Annotated in this window: 12 protein-coding genes; 8 read left to right on the top strand and 4 right to left on the bottom strand. The window is 29.8% G+C overall.

Annotated features, from left to right (window positions below):
* Both L1S46_RS00145 and L1S46_RS00140 read right to left on the bottom strand, forming a co-directional pair.
* Complete coding sequence (locus L1S46_RS00145) at positions 1–1005, bottom strand: ABC transporter permease (RefSeq protein WP_238858786.1); 1005 nt, start codon at positions 1003–1005, stop codon at positions 1–3.
* 13 nt (positions 1006–1018) lie between these two features.
* On the bottom strand, positions 1019–1933 hold the full coding sequence (locus L1S46_RS00140; protein ID WP_238858787.1) for an ABC transporter ATP-binding protein: 915 nt from the start codon (positions 1931–1933) through the stop codon (positions 1019–1021).
* A 570-nt stretch (positions 1934–2503) separates the two neighbouring features.
* Between L1S46_RS00140 and L1S46_RS00135 the strand changes: the two genes are divergently transcribed.
* The 8 genes from L1S46_RS00135 to L1S46_RS00100 all read left to right on the top strand — a co-directional run bounded on the left by L1S46_RS00135 (position 2504) and on the right by L1S46_RS00100 (position 14323).
* Complete coding sequence (locus L1S46_RS00135) at positions 2504–3865, top strand: 6-phospho-beta-glucosidase (RefSeq protein WP_238858788.1); 1362 nt, start codon at positions 2504–2506, stop codon at positions 3863–3865.
* Positions 3866–3955: 90 nt separating this feature from the next.
* Entirely contained in the window at positions 3956–5416 is a 1461-nt protein-coding gene (locus L1S46_RS00130) for a 6-phospho-beta-glucosidase (RefSeq protein ID WP_238858789.1), read from the top strand.
* A gap of 322 nt (positions 5417–5738) precedes the next feature.
* On the top strand, positions 5739–6644 hold the full coding sequence (locus L1S46_RS00125) for a zinc ABC transporter substrate-binding protein (RefSeq protein ID WP_238858790.1): 906 nt from the start codon (positions 5739–5741) through the stop codon (positions 6642–6644).
* Positions 6645–6750: 106 nt separating this feature from the next.
* On the top strand, positions 6751–7797 hold the full coding sequence (locus tag L1S46_RS00120) for a CobW family GTP-binding protein (protein ID WP_238858791.1): 1047 nt from the start codon (positions 6751–6753) through the stop codon (positions 7795–7797).
* Between the two features lie 484 nt (positions 7798–8281).
* Entirely contained in the window at positions 8282–10108 is a 1827-nt protein-coding gene (locus L1S46_RS00115; protein ID WP_238898750.1) for an LTA synthase family protein, read from the top strand.
* Positions 10109–10248: 140 nt separating this feature from the next.
* A complete protein-coding gene (locus L1S46_RS00110; protein ID WP_236896003.1) occupies positions 10249–11571 on the top strand; it encodes a transglycosylase SLT domain-containing protein in 1323 nt (440 codons plus the stop codon).
* Positions 11572–11637: 66 nt separating this feature from the next.
* On the top strand, positions 11638–13203 hold the full coding sequence (locus L1S46_RS00105; protein WP_171787472.1) for a GH25 family lysozyme: 1566 nt from the start codon (positions 11638–11640) through the stop codon (positions 13201–13203).
* 178 nt (positions 13204–13381) lie between these two features.
* Positions 13382–14323, top strand: coding sequence for a polysaccharide deacetylase family protein (locus L1S46_RS00100; protein ID WP_238898748.1), 942 nt, complete (start codon positions 13382–13384; stop codon positions 14321–14323).
* A gap of 200 nt (positions 14324–14523) precedes the next feature.
* Here the strand turns inward: L1S46_RS00100 and L1S46_RS00095 are convergent, their stop codons facing one another.
* Both L1S46_RS00095 and L1S46_RS00090 read right to left on the bottom strand, forming a co-directional pair.
* Entirely contained in the window at positions 14524–15279 is a 756-nt protein-coding gene (locus tag L1S46_RS00095) for a TIGR03943 family protein (RefSeq protein ID WP_238898746.1), read from the bottom strand.
* Between the two features lie 77 nt (positions 15280–15356).
* Positions 15357–16961 (bottom strand): permease, encoded by a 1605-nt coding sequence (locus tag L1S46_RS00090; protein ID WP_238898744.1) that lies wholly within the window; start codon positions 16959–16961, stop codon positions 15357–15359.
* Positions 16962–17179: the final 218 nt, after the last annotated feature.

Below are 17179 nucleotides of genomic sequence, written 5' to 3'. Positions count from 1 at the left end.
TTAAACTAATACATCTTGTTTTAAAAACACAACAAAACTAACAATAAAGGCACCTATGGCCCAAGCTAGAAGTACTAAAGTGCTAAAACTTAATGACATTCCACTTATTGGAGTATATGATCCTGTAAGATACTGAGGTAAGTTTAGATTGATGGCAAAAAAGTACTTTATTGAAGGCCAATCATTTAGAAACAATCTAAGAAAGCCTCCCCCAACTAATGTAGCCATCATTATACCTATAGAGGTAGCCGTATTTCTTACTAAAACTGAAATCATAAATGAAATTGTACCGATAACAATTGATACAAACCATCCAAGAGAGTATACGAGAATTAAATATTGCAATTCGGTTACTTTGATTACATTGGAAACATCTAAGGTTCCGGAAGCAGAGCTAAAACCTGTAGCTACAGGCTCGTTAAATCCCCAGTTATTAAAAAATAAACCAGAAATTAAAATTGAAAATAGAGCCATCTCTAGAATTACTATAGAAAACATGATTAGAAGTGCTATATATTTACTAAGTAATATCTTCCATCGAGGAACAGCTCTTGTTAGCAGTACTTTTATAGTTTTAGCAGAAAATTCTCCACATACGCTATCCCCAGCCAATAGAATTATTAGTAAAGGTAGTAATACTGATATGGACTGTTCCATTAGCTTAACTGAAAATTTTGCAGCACTTGGAGTAATTGGATTTATGTTGTTATCTAAATAATACTGGTTTTGCTGAATTTGAATATTAATTGAGGGCTTACTTTCGTCAGGGGTATCAGGTCTATTAAGCCTATTTTTTAGGTCCTGAATTTGTTGTTTTTGCAATGACTGCCAAGGAATATCGCCACTTTGAGTAGTTGTCTTTAAATACTTATTCAAAGTGTTTTGATATTGATAATTTTGGCCATATGCAAAAAGCGAAACTAAAATTAGGATTATAGCACTAATAAGTAGAAGTTTCCGCCTATATAATATTTTATTAACTTCATTTTTAACTAATACTAGCAATATATACACCTCCTTAACTAACAATAGAGTTACTTTCTGTAAGTGATAAAAAAAGATCTTCCAAAGTTCTCTGATTTATACTTACGAACTTTATTGCTATTCCTTCTTCGATAAACGAAGAATTAATTTTTTCAATTTTTGATACATCAACTTTTGCTATTATCTTATTATTTATTAGTGAACTATCAATATTCCACTTGTCTTTTAATATTTTAATTCCCTTTGAATTATCACTTAGAACAAAGGAAACTTCCTTATCACTTATAAGTTCAGAGACTGAAGCATATTTTAGTAAAGTACCACTTTTTATTATTGCAACAGTATCACACATTAATTCAACCTCAGATATCAAATGGCTCGAAACGAGAACGGCAATATTTTCTTTTTTAGCAAGATCTTTAATAATATGTCTAAACTCATTTATTCCTGAAGGATCAAGTCCATTTGTAGGCTCATCTAATATAAGAAGCTTTGGCTTATGAATAAGAGCTTGCGCAAGTCCTAACCTTTGTTTCATTCCCAAAGAATAAGTAGACACTTTCTCATTTATTCTATTCTGCATTCCTACAAGTTCAATTACTCTCGTTATATCTTCATTAGTAATATTTTTATTCATAGAAGCAAGCATCTTCAAATTTTCTAAACCACTTAAATAATTATACATATCTGGACCTTCTATAATACATCCAACTTTAGACATAGCCTTAACATAATCCTTAGTAATTGAATAGCCATCGATTAAAATTTTTCCACTAGTAGGGGAAGAAAGGCCGACAATCATTCTTAAAGTGGTAGACTTTCCAGCACCATTTGGTCCAAGAAAACCTAAAACCTCACCTTCATTAATTGAAAAGGTAATGCCTTTAACAATTTCTTTATTTTTTATAGATTTATGAACATTATCTAATAACAATATTTGTTTTGCCATAGTACACCTTCTTTTTATAATTATTTTAAGATTGATTAAAGTATGTAAGATATAATAATCTATTAAAAATTCGATTCAAATCAGTTTCTTGTGGAAAAGAATTCATGGTGAGAATAAATTCATTATAACTCTTATTATCTATTAATTTTATGTTATATATATATTGCAAAAATAATTCTTCATCATAATTATAAAAGTATTGCAAGAATTTTAGGTGTAATTGTGAAATGTGCATTGTGAATTGCAACATATATATTAAATATTACTGAAATTTGTTTAGGTATAATATTCCCATTACTTTGCTTATTGATTCCTAGTAAGTAGTTAGATTAGCTATATTATGAAACAAACTGTTTTATAAAAAAACAAATAACTAAATAGTAGCATGTGTCACTAAATCCGAAAAAATAAGGTATTTTACTTTTTGGTGTGATATCTTTTAGGTAAAGGATTACTTATATATTTTATAAGAAAGTAGCTCTTGTATTTTATATCCAAGTAATTTTCAGATTAGGAAAATATCTTAAATTAAAAATTTGCCTGAGGCGAGATCAAGGGAGGAAATAAGTAATGAAAAAAGAAAAAATCAAAATAGTTACTATTGGTGGAGGATCAAGTTACACTCCTGAATTAATTGAAGGTTTTATAAAAAGGAAAGATGAATTGCCTATTAAAGAAATATGGCTTGTAGATATTGAAGATGGAAAAGAGAAGTTAGAAATAGTTGGAGCAATGGCTCAAAGAATGGTTAAGGCAGCAGGGTTGGATTGGAAAGTTAATTTAACTTTAGATAGGAGAGAGGCCCTTAAGGATGCGGATTTTGTGTCGACTCAATTTAGAGTAGGACTTTTAGATGCAAGAATAAAGGATGAAAGAATTCCTTTAAGCCATGGAATAATTGGACAAGAGACTAACGGTGCTGGTGGAATGTTTAAAGCATTTAGAACAATTCCAGTAATATTAGACATAATAGACGATATGAGAGAGTTATGCCCTAGTGCATGGATTGTTAACTTCACAAATCCATCAGGAATGGTGACTGAAGCAGCTATAAAATATGGCGGATGGGACAGAACTGTTGGATTATGCAATGTTCCAATCAACTGTATAGAAGATGATGCAAAGATGCTTGGAGTTCCTTCAAGTGAATTATTCTTTAAGTTTGCTGGATTAAATCATTTCCATTGGCATAGAGTATGGGATAAGGAAGGTAATGAAAAAACTGCAGAAGTAATTGAAAAATTGTACAATCCATTATTAGCAGAAGAAAAGAAAGATGCAGGAGTTGCCAATATTAAAGATATCAAGTTTAACTATGAGCAGATTAAAGACTTGGGAATATTACCTTGTCCGTATCATAGGTATTACTATATTACAGATGATATGTTGAAGGAAGAACTTGAAAGTTACTCAAAAGGTGAAACTAGAGCGGAGGTTGTAAAAAGAACAGAGGCAGAATTGTTCGAACTATATAAAGATCCAAAGCTTGACTATAAACCAGAACAATTGACTAAGAGAGGTGGAACTCACTACAGCGATGCTGCCTGTGAATTAATTGCTTCAATCTACAATGACAAGAGAACAACTATGGTAGTTAGCACAAAGAATAATGGCGCATTAGAGGATCTTCCATATGACTCTATAGTAGAAGTTTCAAGTACAATCACGTCTCATGGACCAGAACCGATTAATTTTGGAAAGTTTGACCCAGCACCAAGAGGTATGGTTCAAATAATGAAGGGAATGGAAGAAACAACAATTTCAGCAGCAGTTACAGGGAACTACAACAAAGCTCTTCATGCATTTACAATAAATCCATTAGTTCCAAGTGGACAAATTGCTAAAGATTTATTAGATGAAATGTTACTTGCACATAAAAAACACTTACCACAATTTGCTGAAAGAATAGAAAAACTAGAGAAAAATAAGTAATAAACTTTGCAAAATCAGAAGAACAAAGAATGTTTAATAATAAATTTCAAGGATTGCTAAATGATTTCTTTGAAGAAAGTGGGGATAAAAATGTTAAATAATAAATTTCAAGGATTACCAAAGGATTTTTTATGGGGGGGAGCAACCGCTGCAAACCAATTTGAAGGTGGGTATAGAGAAGGTGGAAAAGGCCTTAGTACATCAGACGTTATGACAGGTGGTACGCATACTACACCAAGAAGAATAACTCCAGAATTAGAAGAAGGAACGTATTATCCAAGTCATGAAGCTATAGATTTTTATCATCACTATAAAGAAGATATTAAATTGTTTGCTGAGATGGGGTTTAAGACCTTTAGAATGTCAATAAATTGGACTAGAATTTTTACGAATGGTGATGAGCTAGAACCAAATGAAGAAGGATTAAAATTCTATGATGATGTTTTTGCAGAATTAAAAAAATACAATATTGAGCCATTAGTTACAATATCTCATTATGAAACACCTTTTGGTTTAACTAAAAAGTATAACGGGTGGGCAAGTAGAGAAGTTATTGATTGTTATGTTAGATATTGTAACACAATATTTAACAGATATAAGGACGTTGTAAAATATTGGCTCACATTCAACGAAATAAATTGTTTAACAATGCCATTTGGTACATTTATGGGTGGCGGAATTTTATTGGATAAAGGTGGTGAACTTGAATTTAATAAAGAGATTGACGATAGTAGACAAATAAGATTTCAAGCTCTTCATCACCAATTCATTGCAAGCGCAAAAGCTGTTAAACTGGCACACCAAATTAATAAAGATTTTAAGGTAGGATGTATGATTGCATATATGACAACATATCCTTATACATGTAATCCAGAAGATGTACTTTTAGCTCAGGAAAGAGATAATTTGAATAATTTTTTATGTTCTGATGTTCAAGTAAGAGGAGCTTATCCTGGTTTTGCAAAGAGATTTTTTAGAGAGAATAATATAGAAATAAAGATGGAAGAAAATGATGAGCAAATTCTAAAGGAAGGTTGTGTAGATTTCTATACATTTAGTTATTATATGTCAAACTGTTCAAGCACAGATCCAGAATTAGAAAGAACATCTGGAAATATACTTGGAGGTGTAAAGAATCCATATCTTAAAGCAAGTGATTGGGGATGGCAAATTGACCCTAAAGGATTAAGATGGACATTAAATAATATTTATAATAGATATCAAATTCCTTTAATGGTTGTGGAAAATGGTTTAGGTGCTGTGGATAAAGTTGAAGAAGATGGATCAGTTAATGATGAATATAGAATTGATTATTTAAGAGCACATATTGAAGAGATGAAAGAAGCAGTTAATGATGGAGTAGAATTAATAGGATATACTCCTTGGGGATGTATTGATTTAGTTAGTGCATCAACTGGAGAAATGAAAAAAAGATATGGATTTATTTATGTTAATAAAGATAATGATGGAAATGGAGACTTAAGTAGATCAAGAAAAAGGAGTTTTTATTGGTATAAGAAAGTAATAGAAAGTAATGGAGAAGAACTTTAATATAAACTATATTTAAATATAGAATTACTGAAATGAGCATAATACTTTTATTGTGGTTTCTAACGAAACATTTAATAAAAGTATTATGCTCAATTTTTTTATAAAACATATTACGGTAATTAGAAAGAAAAGCCTAATGTTGATTTTAGAGGGATACATTTTTTTATAATGAAAAATGTAATAACTAGTACCATATGCAATATAGCAAGATTTATGAATAATAATAATTAATATTAGATTTTAGATATTATTGACATATTTAAATGTTAAGCGTAATATTATTAAATGCAAATGCAAATCGTATGCATATGGAGGTGCAGATATGAAAAAGAAAATTATTTCAGGAATTTTAGCTTTACTAACTGGTGTTATGCTAATAGGTTGCGGAGCTAATACAAAAACTACGACTGAAAATACGAAAGACACAAAAGATGATAAATTAAAAATTACAGTTTCAATTTATCCATTAAAAGAATTTACAGAAGAAATAGCTGGAGATAAGGCAGATGTTACTTGCTTAGTTCCAAATAACGTGGAACCCCATGAATATGATCCGAAGGCTCAAGACCTTGAAGGATTAACTAAAAGTGATGCATTTATCTATAATGGACTTGGAATGGAAAGTTGGATAGATAAGGTTAATGATGTAATTAAAGATAAAAATATACCTGTTGTAGATTCGAGTACAGGTGTAGAAGCTAGAAAAGAAGAAGATGCTATTGATCCTCATAGCTGGTTAAGTTTAAAAAATGCAGAAATACAATCTGAAAATATAAAAAATACTCTTGTGAAATTGGATGAGAAGAATAAGGATTATTACGAGGGAAACTACAGCAAATTCAAAGGTGAATTAGAAAATCTATATGGTGAATACAAACCTAAATTTGAAGCATTAAATAAAAAGAACTTTATAACAGGACATGCTGCTTTTGGATACTTATGTAGAGATTTTAGGTTAACACAGAAATCAGTAGAAAATTTATTTGCTGAAGGTGAACCGACACCCAAACAATTAGAAGACTTGGTTAGCTTTTGTAAAGAAAGTAATATAAAAACTGTTTTTTCAGAATCACTTGCAAGTCCTAAGGTTTCAGAAACTTTAGCAAAAGAAGTAGGTGCAAAAGTAGTACCAATATTAACATTAGAATCTAAAGAAGATGATAAGAGCTATTTGGAATCAATGAGATACAATTTAGATGAAATCTATGGATGCCTAAAAGATGAATAGAAGTATGTAAAGAAGTTGCTGATAAAAATGAGCAAGAACAAATGAAGAAAAGTTTGGGTGACTTTGTTTATGGTAAAGAAAATAATTATATGGAGATGAGTTTTATATGACAAAAGTGGATATAATTTCAGGTTTCCTTGGAGCAGGAAAAACAACACTTATCAAGAAGCTTATACAAGAAGAATTAATAAAGGAAAAAGTTCTATTAATTGAAAATGAGTTTGGAGAAATAGGAATAGACGGTGTTTTTCTTAAAGATGCAGGGATTGAGATTAAGGAAATGAATTCAGGATGCATATGCTGCTCTTTAGTTGGAGATTTTAAATGTGCGTTGAAAGATGCTTTAGAAAAATATAAGCCAGATCGTATCATTATTGAACCATCCGGGGTAGGTAAGCTATCTGATGTAATAGAAGCGGTTTCCAATATAAATGAAGATGATAATATCTCATTAAATAGTTTTGCAACAGTAGTGAACTCGATTAAGTATAAAACCTATATAGATAATTTTGGAGAATTTTTTAATAATCAAATTGAAAATGCAAGTGCCATTATTTTGAGCCGTTCACAAAAATTATCAGACGAAAAATTAGATATATGTGTTAAAGAGATAAAAAAGCATAATAATAAAGCTAGAATTATTACTACTCCATGGGATGAATTAAGTGGAAAACAAATCTTAAGTGTAATTGAAGGGAGCAATTCTTTTGAAAAAGAGTTGATGACTAATGAAAGTTTAGAGAAACATAGCCGCAATTGCAATCATAATGAGAAGCATAAACACACTGATAAAGTTCATAAATGCCACTGCTACAATCATGAAGAAGATAATAATGAAACTCATGAATGTCATTGCCATCATCATGAGCATCACCATGCAGATGAGGTATTTGTAACCTGGGGAATAGAGACTCCTAAAAAATATAAGTACAATGAATTAGATAATAAATTAAGAAAATTGATACAATCAAAAGAGTATGGAGAGATTTTACGTGCTAAAGGTATTGTTCAAGATATTGAGGGAAAATGGATTAACTTTGACTTAGTTCCGGAAGAATATGAAATTCGTTATGGAAATGTTGATTACACAGGCAGGATATGTGTTATAGGAGTTAACTTAAAGAATAATAAATTAGAGAAACTATTTTGTTAAAGAGATTTTAATTATGAAGTATTGATAATGTAATATAAGAATAGATGTATTAGATATAATAATGTAGTTTATTTAAATTATAAGTTTTATTTTGGATAAAAGCATGTAATTCTGATGTAAATTGGGAATTTTACAATTAGCTTTTATCCTTTTTATATTAATGCGTAAATATTTCCAGTTTAATATTATATAAGTTTAGTGTAATTTATTAATTATAAAACTGTTTAATTGTAGTATTTAATATTATAAGATAAACTTTGATTAATTAAGCTGTTAAGCGTCGATAAATTAAGGAAATTATAAAATATTTAATAATAATAAGTAATTTTAAACTTATGATAATTAGTAATAATGATTTATACTTTAAGTAAGATTAATATTAACATTAAAATATTGTAATTATCTTTTAATAAAATTATATTGGTAAAAGATAAAGTTTGAGTTATAATGTAGGAAGAAAAATGGATATTAATGGAGAATGAAAATGGAAACAAAAGAAAGAATGAAAAATTTAGTTCGAAAAAATTGGTTATTTATATTTATGGTAGCAATGTTACAAGCTAAATCAACATTGCTATTATCTATGCTAAGGACACAAGATTCATCAAGTATAAGTTTAGGAAGTGCTTATTTTGATAGTCCAGTACTTTGGGTGCATATAGCAATAATAGTATTAGTATGCAGTCCAATATTTCTTTTTAAAGAAAGGGGGAGGCTTGGTGCTGCCTTAATAATAGATATTTTAGTGACAATTCTTTTTGTTGCAGATATCTGGTATTATCGTTCAAATGAAACCTTTTTATCTATAAGACATTTAATGCATACCGAGATATTTAATCCGGAAGGCAAAAATTTATTTAATTTTAGAATAGTGGATTTAGTATTTATCATTGACTTTGTAATGCTCTTCTTAATACATAAGTTTATTAAAGTTAAAGAAGCGAATGAAAGTCAAGCATATTTTAGGATAGCAAAGACCTTGTATGTATTTATCGCAAGTGCACTTGTTATATGGCTTGGTTATTACACAGTAGATGTCAAGCAAATGGATCAAGGGAAAAATGTATTTAGATTGTCTTGGGCGCCATTTCAGACTTTTGGAGATATGAGCCCACTTGGATATCATGGTTTTGATATTGAGTTCTATAAAAATAAAAATAAAACTTTAACAGATGAAGATAAAAAAGAAATAGAGAATTGGTTTAACGATAATAAAGAAGATTTACCTGACAATAGTTACAAGGGAATGTTTAAAGGAAAAAATGTAATTGCACTACAAGTAGAGTCTTTGGAGAACTTTGTCATTAATCAAAAAGTGTATGGACAAGAAATAACACCAAATTTAAATAAGTTATTGTCAAATAGCTTGTATTTTAATAATATACGTGAACAAAATAATTCTGGAACAAGTTCAGACTGTGATTTGATGGTTAATGCATCAGTACTCCCTATAAGAGAAGGTACTACAGTATATTCTTATCCTTGGAGTCAATATAATACACTTCAAAATATTTTAGAAGGTAAAGGATATTCTACAGTTTCTACTCATGCAGAACCACCTGGAAATTGGAATTGGACAGAAATGCATAAAAGCTATGGGGCTGATAAAATATTAGATGTAGGAAAGTTTAATCAGGATGAAATTATAGGTTTGGGACTTTCAGATGAATCATATTTAAAGCAAGTAGCTCAAAAGTTAAAAGATGAAAAACAACCCTATTATGCATTTATGACTACGTTGACAAGTCACGGCCCTTTTGAGATGCCAGAAAATAAAAAATATTTAAACCTACCTAAAGAACTTGATGATAATATGCTAGGAAAGTATTTTCAATCTGTAAGATATACCGATGAAGCTATTGGAAAGTTTATAGCAGAATTAGATAAGGAAGGTTTATTGGATAATACGGTAGTTATGATTTACGGTGATCATTGTGGTGTTCATAAATTTTATGAACAAGATATAGAAAATGCGCCTTTAGAAGGAGATTGGTGGAAGGATAATCAAAGAAAGATTCCCTATATGATTTATTCAAGGAACTTAAAATCAGAAGTTATATCAACAGCTGGTGGTCAAACAGATTTTAAACCGACAATATTATACTTGCTTGGCGAGGATAGAAGTGAATTTGAGAATAATTCAATAGGAAGAGTATTAGTGAATACGAATAGAGATGCTACAATATTAAATGAAGGTCAAATTGTAGGAAACCCAAAAGATGAAAAAGAAGTAAAGCATCTAAAAGATGAATTCAAAGTTTCGGAAGCCATTATTGAAAAGAATTACTTTAAAAATAATAAAGAACATTAAAAAACTATAAAATACATAATTAATACTGATTTTTAATGATAAATTTTAATATTAGATTTAACTTTTTAAAATCAGTATTAGTTATTTAGTCTAATAACATTTTTTATTAAGAATCAGTTAAAAGGAAGTGATGGATTACTTTGAATATTAAAAAAGTACTTACAGTTTTATCAGCATTAATTGCGCTAAGTTTTATTCCAACATTAAATGTACAAGCTGATGTTACTGATACAAATATAACATCAAGTATCGGTTGGAAAAATGAAAATGGATCTTGGTATTATTATAAGTCTGACAACACAAAAGCAATTGGATGGATTAAACCGGATAATAATTGGTATCATTTAGATGAAGATAGTGGTAAAATGACAACTGGATGGTTAGAGGATAAAGGAAACTGGTACTATATGGATGATAATGGGGCTATGGTAAAAGGATGGAAACAGTTAGATGGTGACTGGTATTTTTTAACTGATTCGGGTGCTAGAGCAACTGGAATTCAGCAGGATAATTCTAATTTATATTATTTCAAAGATTCAGGGGTTATGGCTACAAATACTGGATGGACTAAGATAAATGATAAATGGTACTATTTTGATAAAGATGGAAAGATACATACTGGATGGGTTGAGAATAATGATAAGTGGTATTACTCAAACGATGATGGAAGTATGGTAACTGGTACTGATAAAATAGGAAATACAACATATGTGTTTAGTGATACTGGTGAGATGGAAACTGGATGGGTTAATGTGAACAATAACTGGTATTATTTCAATACTGATAGAAGTGTTGCTACAGGGTGGATAAATCTTGATGGAGTATGGTATTACCTAAATGATAATGGATCAATGGCAACAGGATGGGTTACATCAAATGGAAGCGATTATTACTATTTAGATCCTGCTTCAGGAAAAATGCTAACGGATACTACCATAGATGGATATAAGATTGGATCGGATGGAAAAAGATATAAGCCGCTTAATCAAATTCCTTTAAGCACTAGCTCGAAGGGATCAAGTGATACTATGAAAAAAATATATAACTCAGTAAATGATTCGGCAAATAAATATGGACTAGATTCAAAATTGATACTAGCTATAATTAAGGCAGAGTCAGATTTTGATCCAAAAGCAACATCAAGTTCAGGTGCTACTGGATTGATGCAGATTATGCCTCAGAATTATACATATCTTGGAATGACTGACGGATATGATATAGAGCAAAATATCGATGGAGGGTCAAAATTACTAAAAGAATATCTAAACCAATTTAATGGTGATGTAAAAATAGCAATAGCAGCTTATAATGCTGGACCACAAAATGTAAAAAAAGATGGAGTCTTATCAGATGATGATTTATGTAAGATGTCACAAGGGGTTCAGGATTATGTTAAGAGAGTAATGCAATATTACAAGGATGGAAGCATTGCTATAGATGGAAAGAATCTTATTGAAGCATAAAATTAACTTCGTATTCAATTTAATTATATTTTAGCTAAAAAATAAAAAAGGGAGTGACAGGTTGTTTTGAATATTAAAAAGAGACTCACAATATTATCTGTATTAATGGTACTAATTTTAATTCCAGGATTAAATGTACAAGCTGCAACTAGTGATACTAGTATAACATCCAATATTGGTTGGAAGAATGAGAGTGGAGTTTGGTATTATTATAAGTCAGATAATACAAAAGCGATTGGATGGATTAAACCAGATAATAATTGGTACTATTTAAATGAAGATGACGGTAAAATGAAAACTGGATGGGTAAAAGACAAAGGTAACTGGTATTACATGGATGAAAGTGGAGCTATGGCAAAAGGATGGAAACAGTTAGATGGTGATTGGTATTTCTTAACTGATTCAGGTGCTATGGCAACTGGAATACGAGATGATGGTTCAAATTTGTACTATTTCAAAGATTCAGGAGTTATGGCAACCAATAGTGGATGGAGTAAAATAAATGATAAATGGTATTACTTCGATAAAGGTGGAAAAATTCATATTGGATGGATTAAGAATAATAATAAATGGTACTATTTAAAGAACGATGGAAGTATGGTAACTGGTATTAATAAGATAGATGGTACAACATACGAATTTACTGATAGCGGAGATATGGAAACTGGATGGATTACTATAAACAATAACTGGTATTACTTTAATAATGATGGAAGCATGGCAACAGGATGGGCTTATCTTAATGGAGCGTGGTATTACTTAGATAAAGACACAGGAAAAATGCTTACTAATACTACTAAAGATGGATACAAGATTGGATCAGATGGCAAGAGGTATGAAGATTCAAGCCAAAATACTTCTGGACCAAGTGGCAGCGGAAGTGCGTCAAATCAAAATACTTCTGGATCAAGTAGTAGCGGAAGCACTTCAAGTCAAAATACTTCTGGTTCAAACAGTAGCGGAAGCACTTCAGGTCAGAGTCCTTCTGGATCAAGTAGTACCGGAAGCACTCCAGGTCAAAGTTCTTCTGGTTCAAGCAGTAGTGGGAACACTTTAAGCAAATATTATGGTATAGATATTAGTAATTATGATGGGTACATAGATTTTAATTCAGTAAAAGCAAGTGGAGTTCAATTAGTGTATATAAAAGCAACTGAAGGAACAACTTTTATAGATCCGTATTTACAGGCTAATTATAATGGGGCTTCATCAGCTGGATTAAAGGTTGGTTTCTATCACTTCTTAGTTGGGACAAGTGCTCCAGAAACTCAAGCCGATAATTTTTATAATAGTATAAAGGATAAAAGAAACGATTTGAAACCAATGTTAGATATAGAAGCTACAGGATTTGACATTATGGATTATGCTTTAAGATTTATAGCCGAATTCAAGAAAGTAAGTAATATGGATATAGGTATATACACATATAGTAGCTTCATTAGCAATCTAGACGGCAGATTATCTAACTATCCTTTATGGGAAGCAAATTATAATAATACTCCATTTCAAAACCTGCCAACAAATAAAATATGGTTTTCAAGAGTTGGACATCAATACAGTGAGACAGGATTTGTTAATGGAATAAACCATGATGTTGATTTAGATGAATTTACACAAGGAATTTTTAAATAATTAGCTACAAATACTCAGTATATATGTTGCAATAGTATACTTAGCCTTGAAAGTTCTAATAAGACGAATATTTAGTTAAGGTAAATTATAGAATTCAATTGCAACATATGCTTAATATGCTGCTATCTAATAAAGAACTATTAAGACACACATAGATAAGACATAAGAGGGATGAAAAATGAAGTATAACAATAGGAATAACCCAAATAAAAACATTAAAGTAGCAAAGATCACAATTCTATTTATTATTATTTCCATATTGGTTATAACAGTAGGTAACATAGTAATGCAAAGATTTTCAAATAATACAAAAACTGTACAAGCACTTGATGGTAACCAGAATGCAAAATCTGAATCAAGTGATAATCAGAGTAAAAGTGAAACGGATAGTGACGAACTTAAATCAGAAAGTAATTCAGAAGTAGAAAACTCAGCATTTGTAGAAAAATATTTAAATCAGCAAATGAAAGGACAAAGGCCTGATGGAGCTGATGGTAAGAAAGTTGTTTATTTGACTTTTGATGATGGGCCATCAGAAACAGTTACCCCTCAGATATTAGATATTCTTAAGAAAGAAGATGTACATGCAACTTTCTTCCTTATAGGAAAATATATAGATAAAGATCAGGCAAGCAAAGATTTAGTAAAAAGGGAGTTTGATGAAGGTAATGCAATAGGTAATCATACTTATTCGCATGATTATAACTACTTATATCCAAATGGAAAAATAAATTTGGAGAATTGTATGTCCGATTTTGAGAAAACAAATCAATCTTTGAAAAATATTTTAGGACAAGATTTTGTGGCAAGAGCTGTTAGATTTCCAGGAGGACAAATGACTTGGGACAAGAAAGATCCGTCAGGAGCAGAAGCTATGGACAAAGCATTGCATGACAAGGATTATCATCAAATTGATTGGAATTCGTTATCTGGAGATGCAGAAGGTGCTCCTAAAAAAGCAGAACAGTTAAAACAAGAAGTTATAAAAACTGTGGCAAACAGGGAAAAAGCAATAATATTAATGCATGATACGTACGGAAAAGAAGAAACAGCAAAAGCTTTGCCAGAAGTTATAGAATATTTAAAGGGACAAGGATATGAATTTAAAATTCTAAAATAATTATTAGGCAACTGGACTTGTTGTTTTGGGGATTATGCCTTATATGACTATGCTAATTTTCATTTAATGTTTATATAGCTCTTTATGCTATAAAACACTAAATGAAAGTGGCATAGTTTATTTTTTTATATAAAGATAATTTTTTAATAGTTATATTTGGCACAGTTTATGACATATTAAATCTAGATAGTTAAGGATTTTTAAAATGGATATAAGTATTCAGTTTTGGGATTAGGATCTTTTTCTATATGTTCGACTACTATAAACGGGTTCACTGCATACTTAACTGTTTCAGTTTTAAGTTTGCCCCTTATTTTTACCCATGTATCCTTACTGTAGATTTCTTGATTATTACTATCGCATTTAATTCCTACAACTTGTAAATCAGCTGCACAACACGCCATTACAAATCTACCCACTAAGAATTCATTATCGTTAAGGGTTGTGTCTTTATAAACAAATCCTGTTATTTCTATTTCTTGTCCATCATAGTTATTTGCGTTCTCTGTAAGTTCATCGAAGGAGTGCAGAAAATTGTTCACATCTACTTCTATAACATTATCTTTAATATATAAATCATCATCATATTTACCCTGTTCAACATTGTTAATCTTTTGGTTTGAGGGATTAGGCTTAGAATTGTCATAAGTTAAATTGGTGCTTAATGATCCGCTAAAATTTGCACTGGTACTTTGCATGAAAAATACCATAACTAAGGGAATGATGAAGACTACATAATTCCTTAACTTGGTATTCTTCTTTTTGGTTCGACGACTGTCTGTAATTAGAAATAACGCAATTGCAAACATTGCTAGCATTCCTAAAATAGCAAATGGAATAATTCTTGGATGTACATACATTATTATTTCATTATTCTTAATTATCTTAAAGTAAAATATCCCAAAACATAGCAATATCAGTATTTTAATAATTATATCTGAACTAATTCTTTTCATATGCTACCTCCTTCAATTAATTTATCTATAATAGCTATGGAATATATGATAATATATTGAGCTATTTTTCAATATTATCAAGCTAATTTGCAGTTAATCAAAATGCTAAATGACACTAAAATAATAGTAAATATTAATTTTATTACAAATTTCTTTTTAAAGCTTCCAAAAAGCATCATTGTATTTTTTACATCTAACATGGGTCCAACTACTAAAAATCCAAGTATAGAGCTTATTGGAAAGGCTCTTAAAAAACCTTTGGCAACAAATGCATCTGAAGTTGAACAAACTGAAAGTAAGAAAGATAATAAAATCATTACAAGAAGAGAAACTCTACTATCATTAGAAATGTAAGTATTGCTACTTATAAATGTCATACTTTGAAAAATACTAGATAAAAAAGTTCCAATAATCATATATTTACCTATATTAAAGAATTCATCTCCTGCATGAACGAATATTGCCTTGACTTTTTGTAGATTACTTTCTGAATAATCCTGTTTACCATCACAAAAACCGCAATCACATGTATCTATATCAGAATTATTTTTTAAAATTTCTTCATCCTTCTTAGTAGTAAACTGCATAATTAAACCTACTAAAACAGAGATTAATATTCCAGCAGCTAACCTGTAAATTACGACAGATACCATACCTGGAAAAGCATAGAGAGTTGCAATAATTGCTATTGGATTTACAATTGGCGCTGCAAGCATAAAAGTAATTCCTGCTGCTATAGGAACATTCTTTTTCATAAGGCCTTTAACCACAGGGATTGTCCCACAATCACATATTGGAAATAATAAACCTGCAAAAGCTGCAATTACACAAGATAAAAAACTATTTTTTGGAAATAGTTTAATAAATGTATCTCTTGATATACAAATTTGAATTATTGAAGATACAAAACTCCCAATAAGAATGAAGGGAAAACCTTGAATTAATATGCTTATAAATACATCATAAAATTTTTTGAATCTATCTAAATACGCACTGGATATTTTAATATTTAATGTTGACATCGTAATCAAAAAAATGAATAAAAATAGTACAAAACCTGAATATAAAAAAGTATTAAAGAATGAAAAACCATGCCTTGTAGTTTTTACATATTCTTTTTTATTTGATATTTTATCATCTGTTATGTATAAATGCCTTAGTATATCAGCAGTCTCATTAATATTTTCAATTTCTTTTTGTATGTTTAAAAGTTCTTTTTTATCTAACTCGACTACATTGTTCAAAATTATAGTTTCACTATTTAAAATATGAGTGCTAATAATACTTTTCATATTTCTGAAATACATATTAAAGCTTGTTGTATCAATAGTACTTATTATGTTATCAATTCTACATATACTCTTTATCTTTTTTGTATTAAATATATTAATTACTTTAGTAGAATCTTTCATACCATTTATTTCGATAAAAATCCTATTCGGAGCATGTTTACTTACGATTTCGGTTATATAACTTTCATCAATTTCTTTATTCTTATCAACATTAATTACTACTATTGGATTTTTATTATTCAAGTCATCCTGTATTTGACAGTCTCCAAATTCATCTTGTATAACAACGATAGCTTCATCTTGTAATTCTTTTCTTTTTAGCATAGAATTTATAAACCTCGTTTTTCCAGAGCCAAGAAATCCAAGAACTATTTCTACATTTGCTTTCATATTTTCACCTCAAAAAAGCCTATTCAAATTATTTACGAATTTTTTATTTTAACAAGTTTTGGTGTACATTTAAATAAATTATATATATCTACACAAAAAATTACAAGAATAGTACTTACATATGCTATTCTTGTAATAAATTATTAATAATGAGTTTGTATCTTGTTCATTTAAAATTTATTAATTAGAAAATTAAGTAAAATCCTTAAAGTATTTCG

The sequence above is a fragment of the Clostridium sp. YIM B02500 genome, from assembly GCF_022324665.1.
GTDB classification, from domain to species: domain Bacteria; phylum Bacillota; class Clostridia; order Clostridiales; family Clostridiaceae; genus Clostridium; species Clostridium beijerinckii.
The sequence above is the reverse complement of the archived record's forward strand: the minus strand, read 5'-3'. Positions and strand labels throughout refer to the sequence as shown.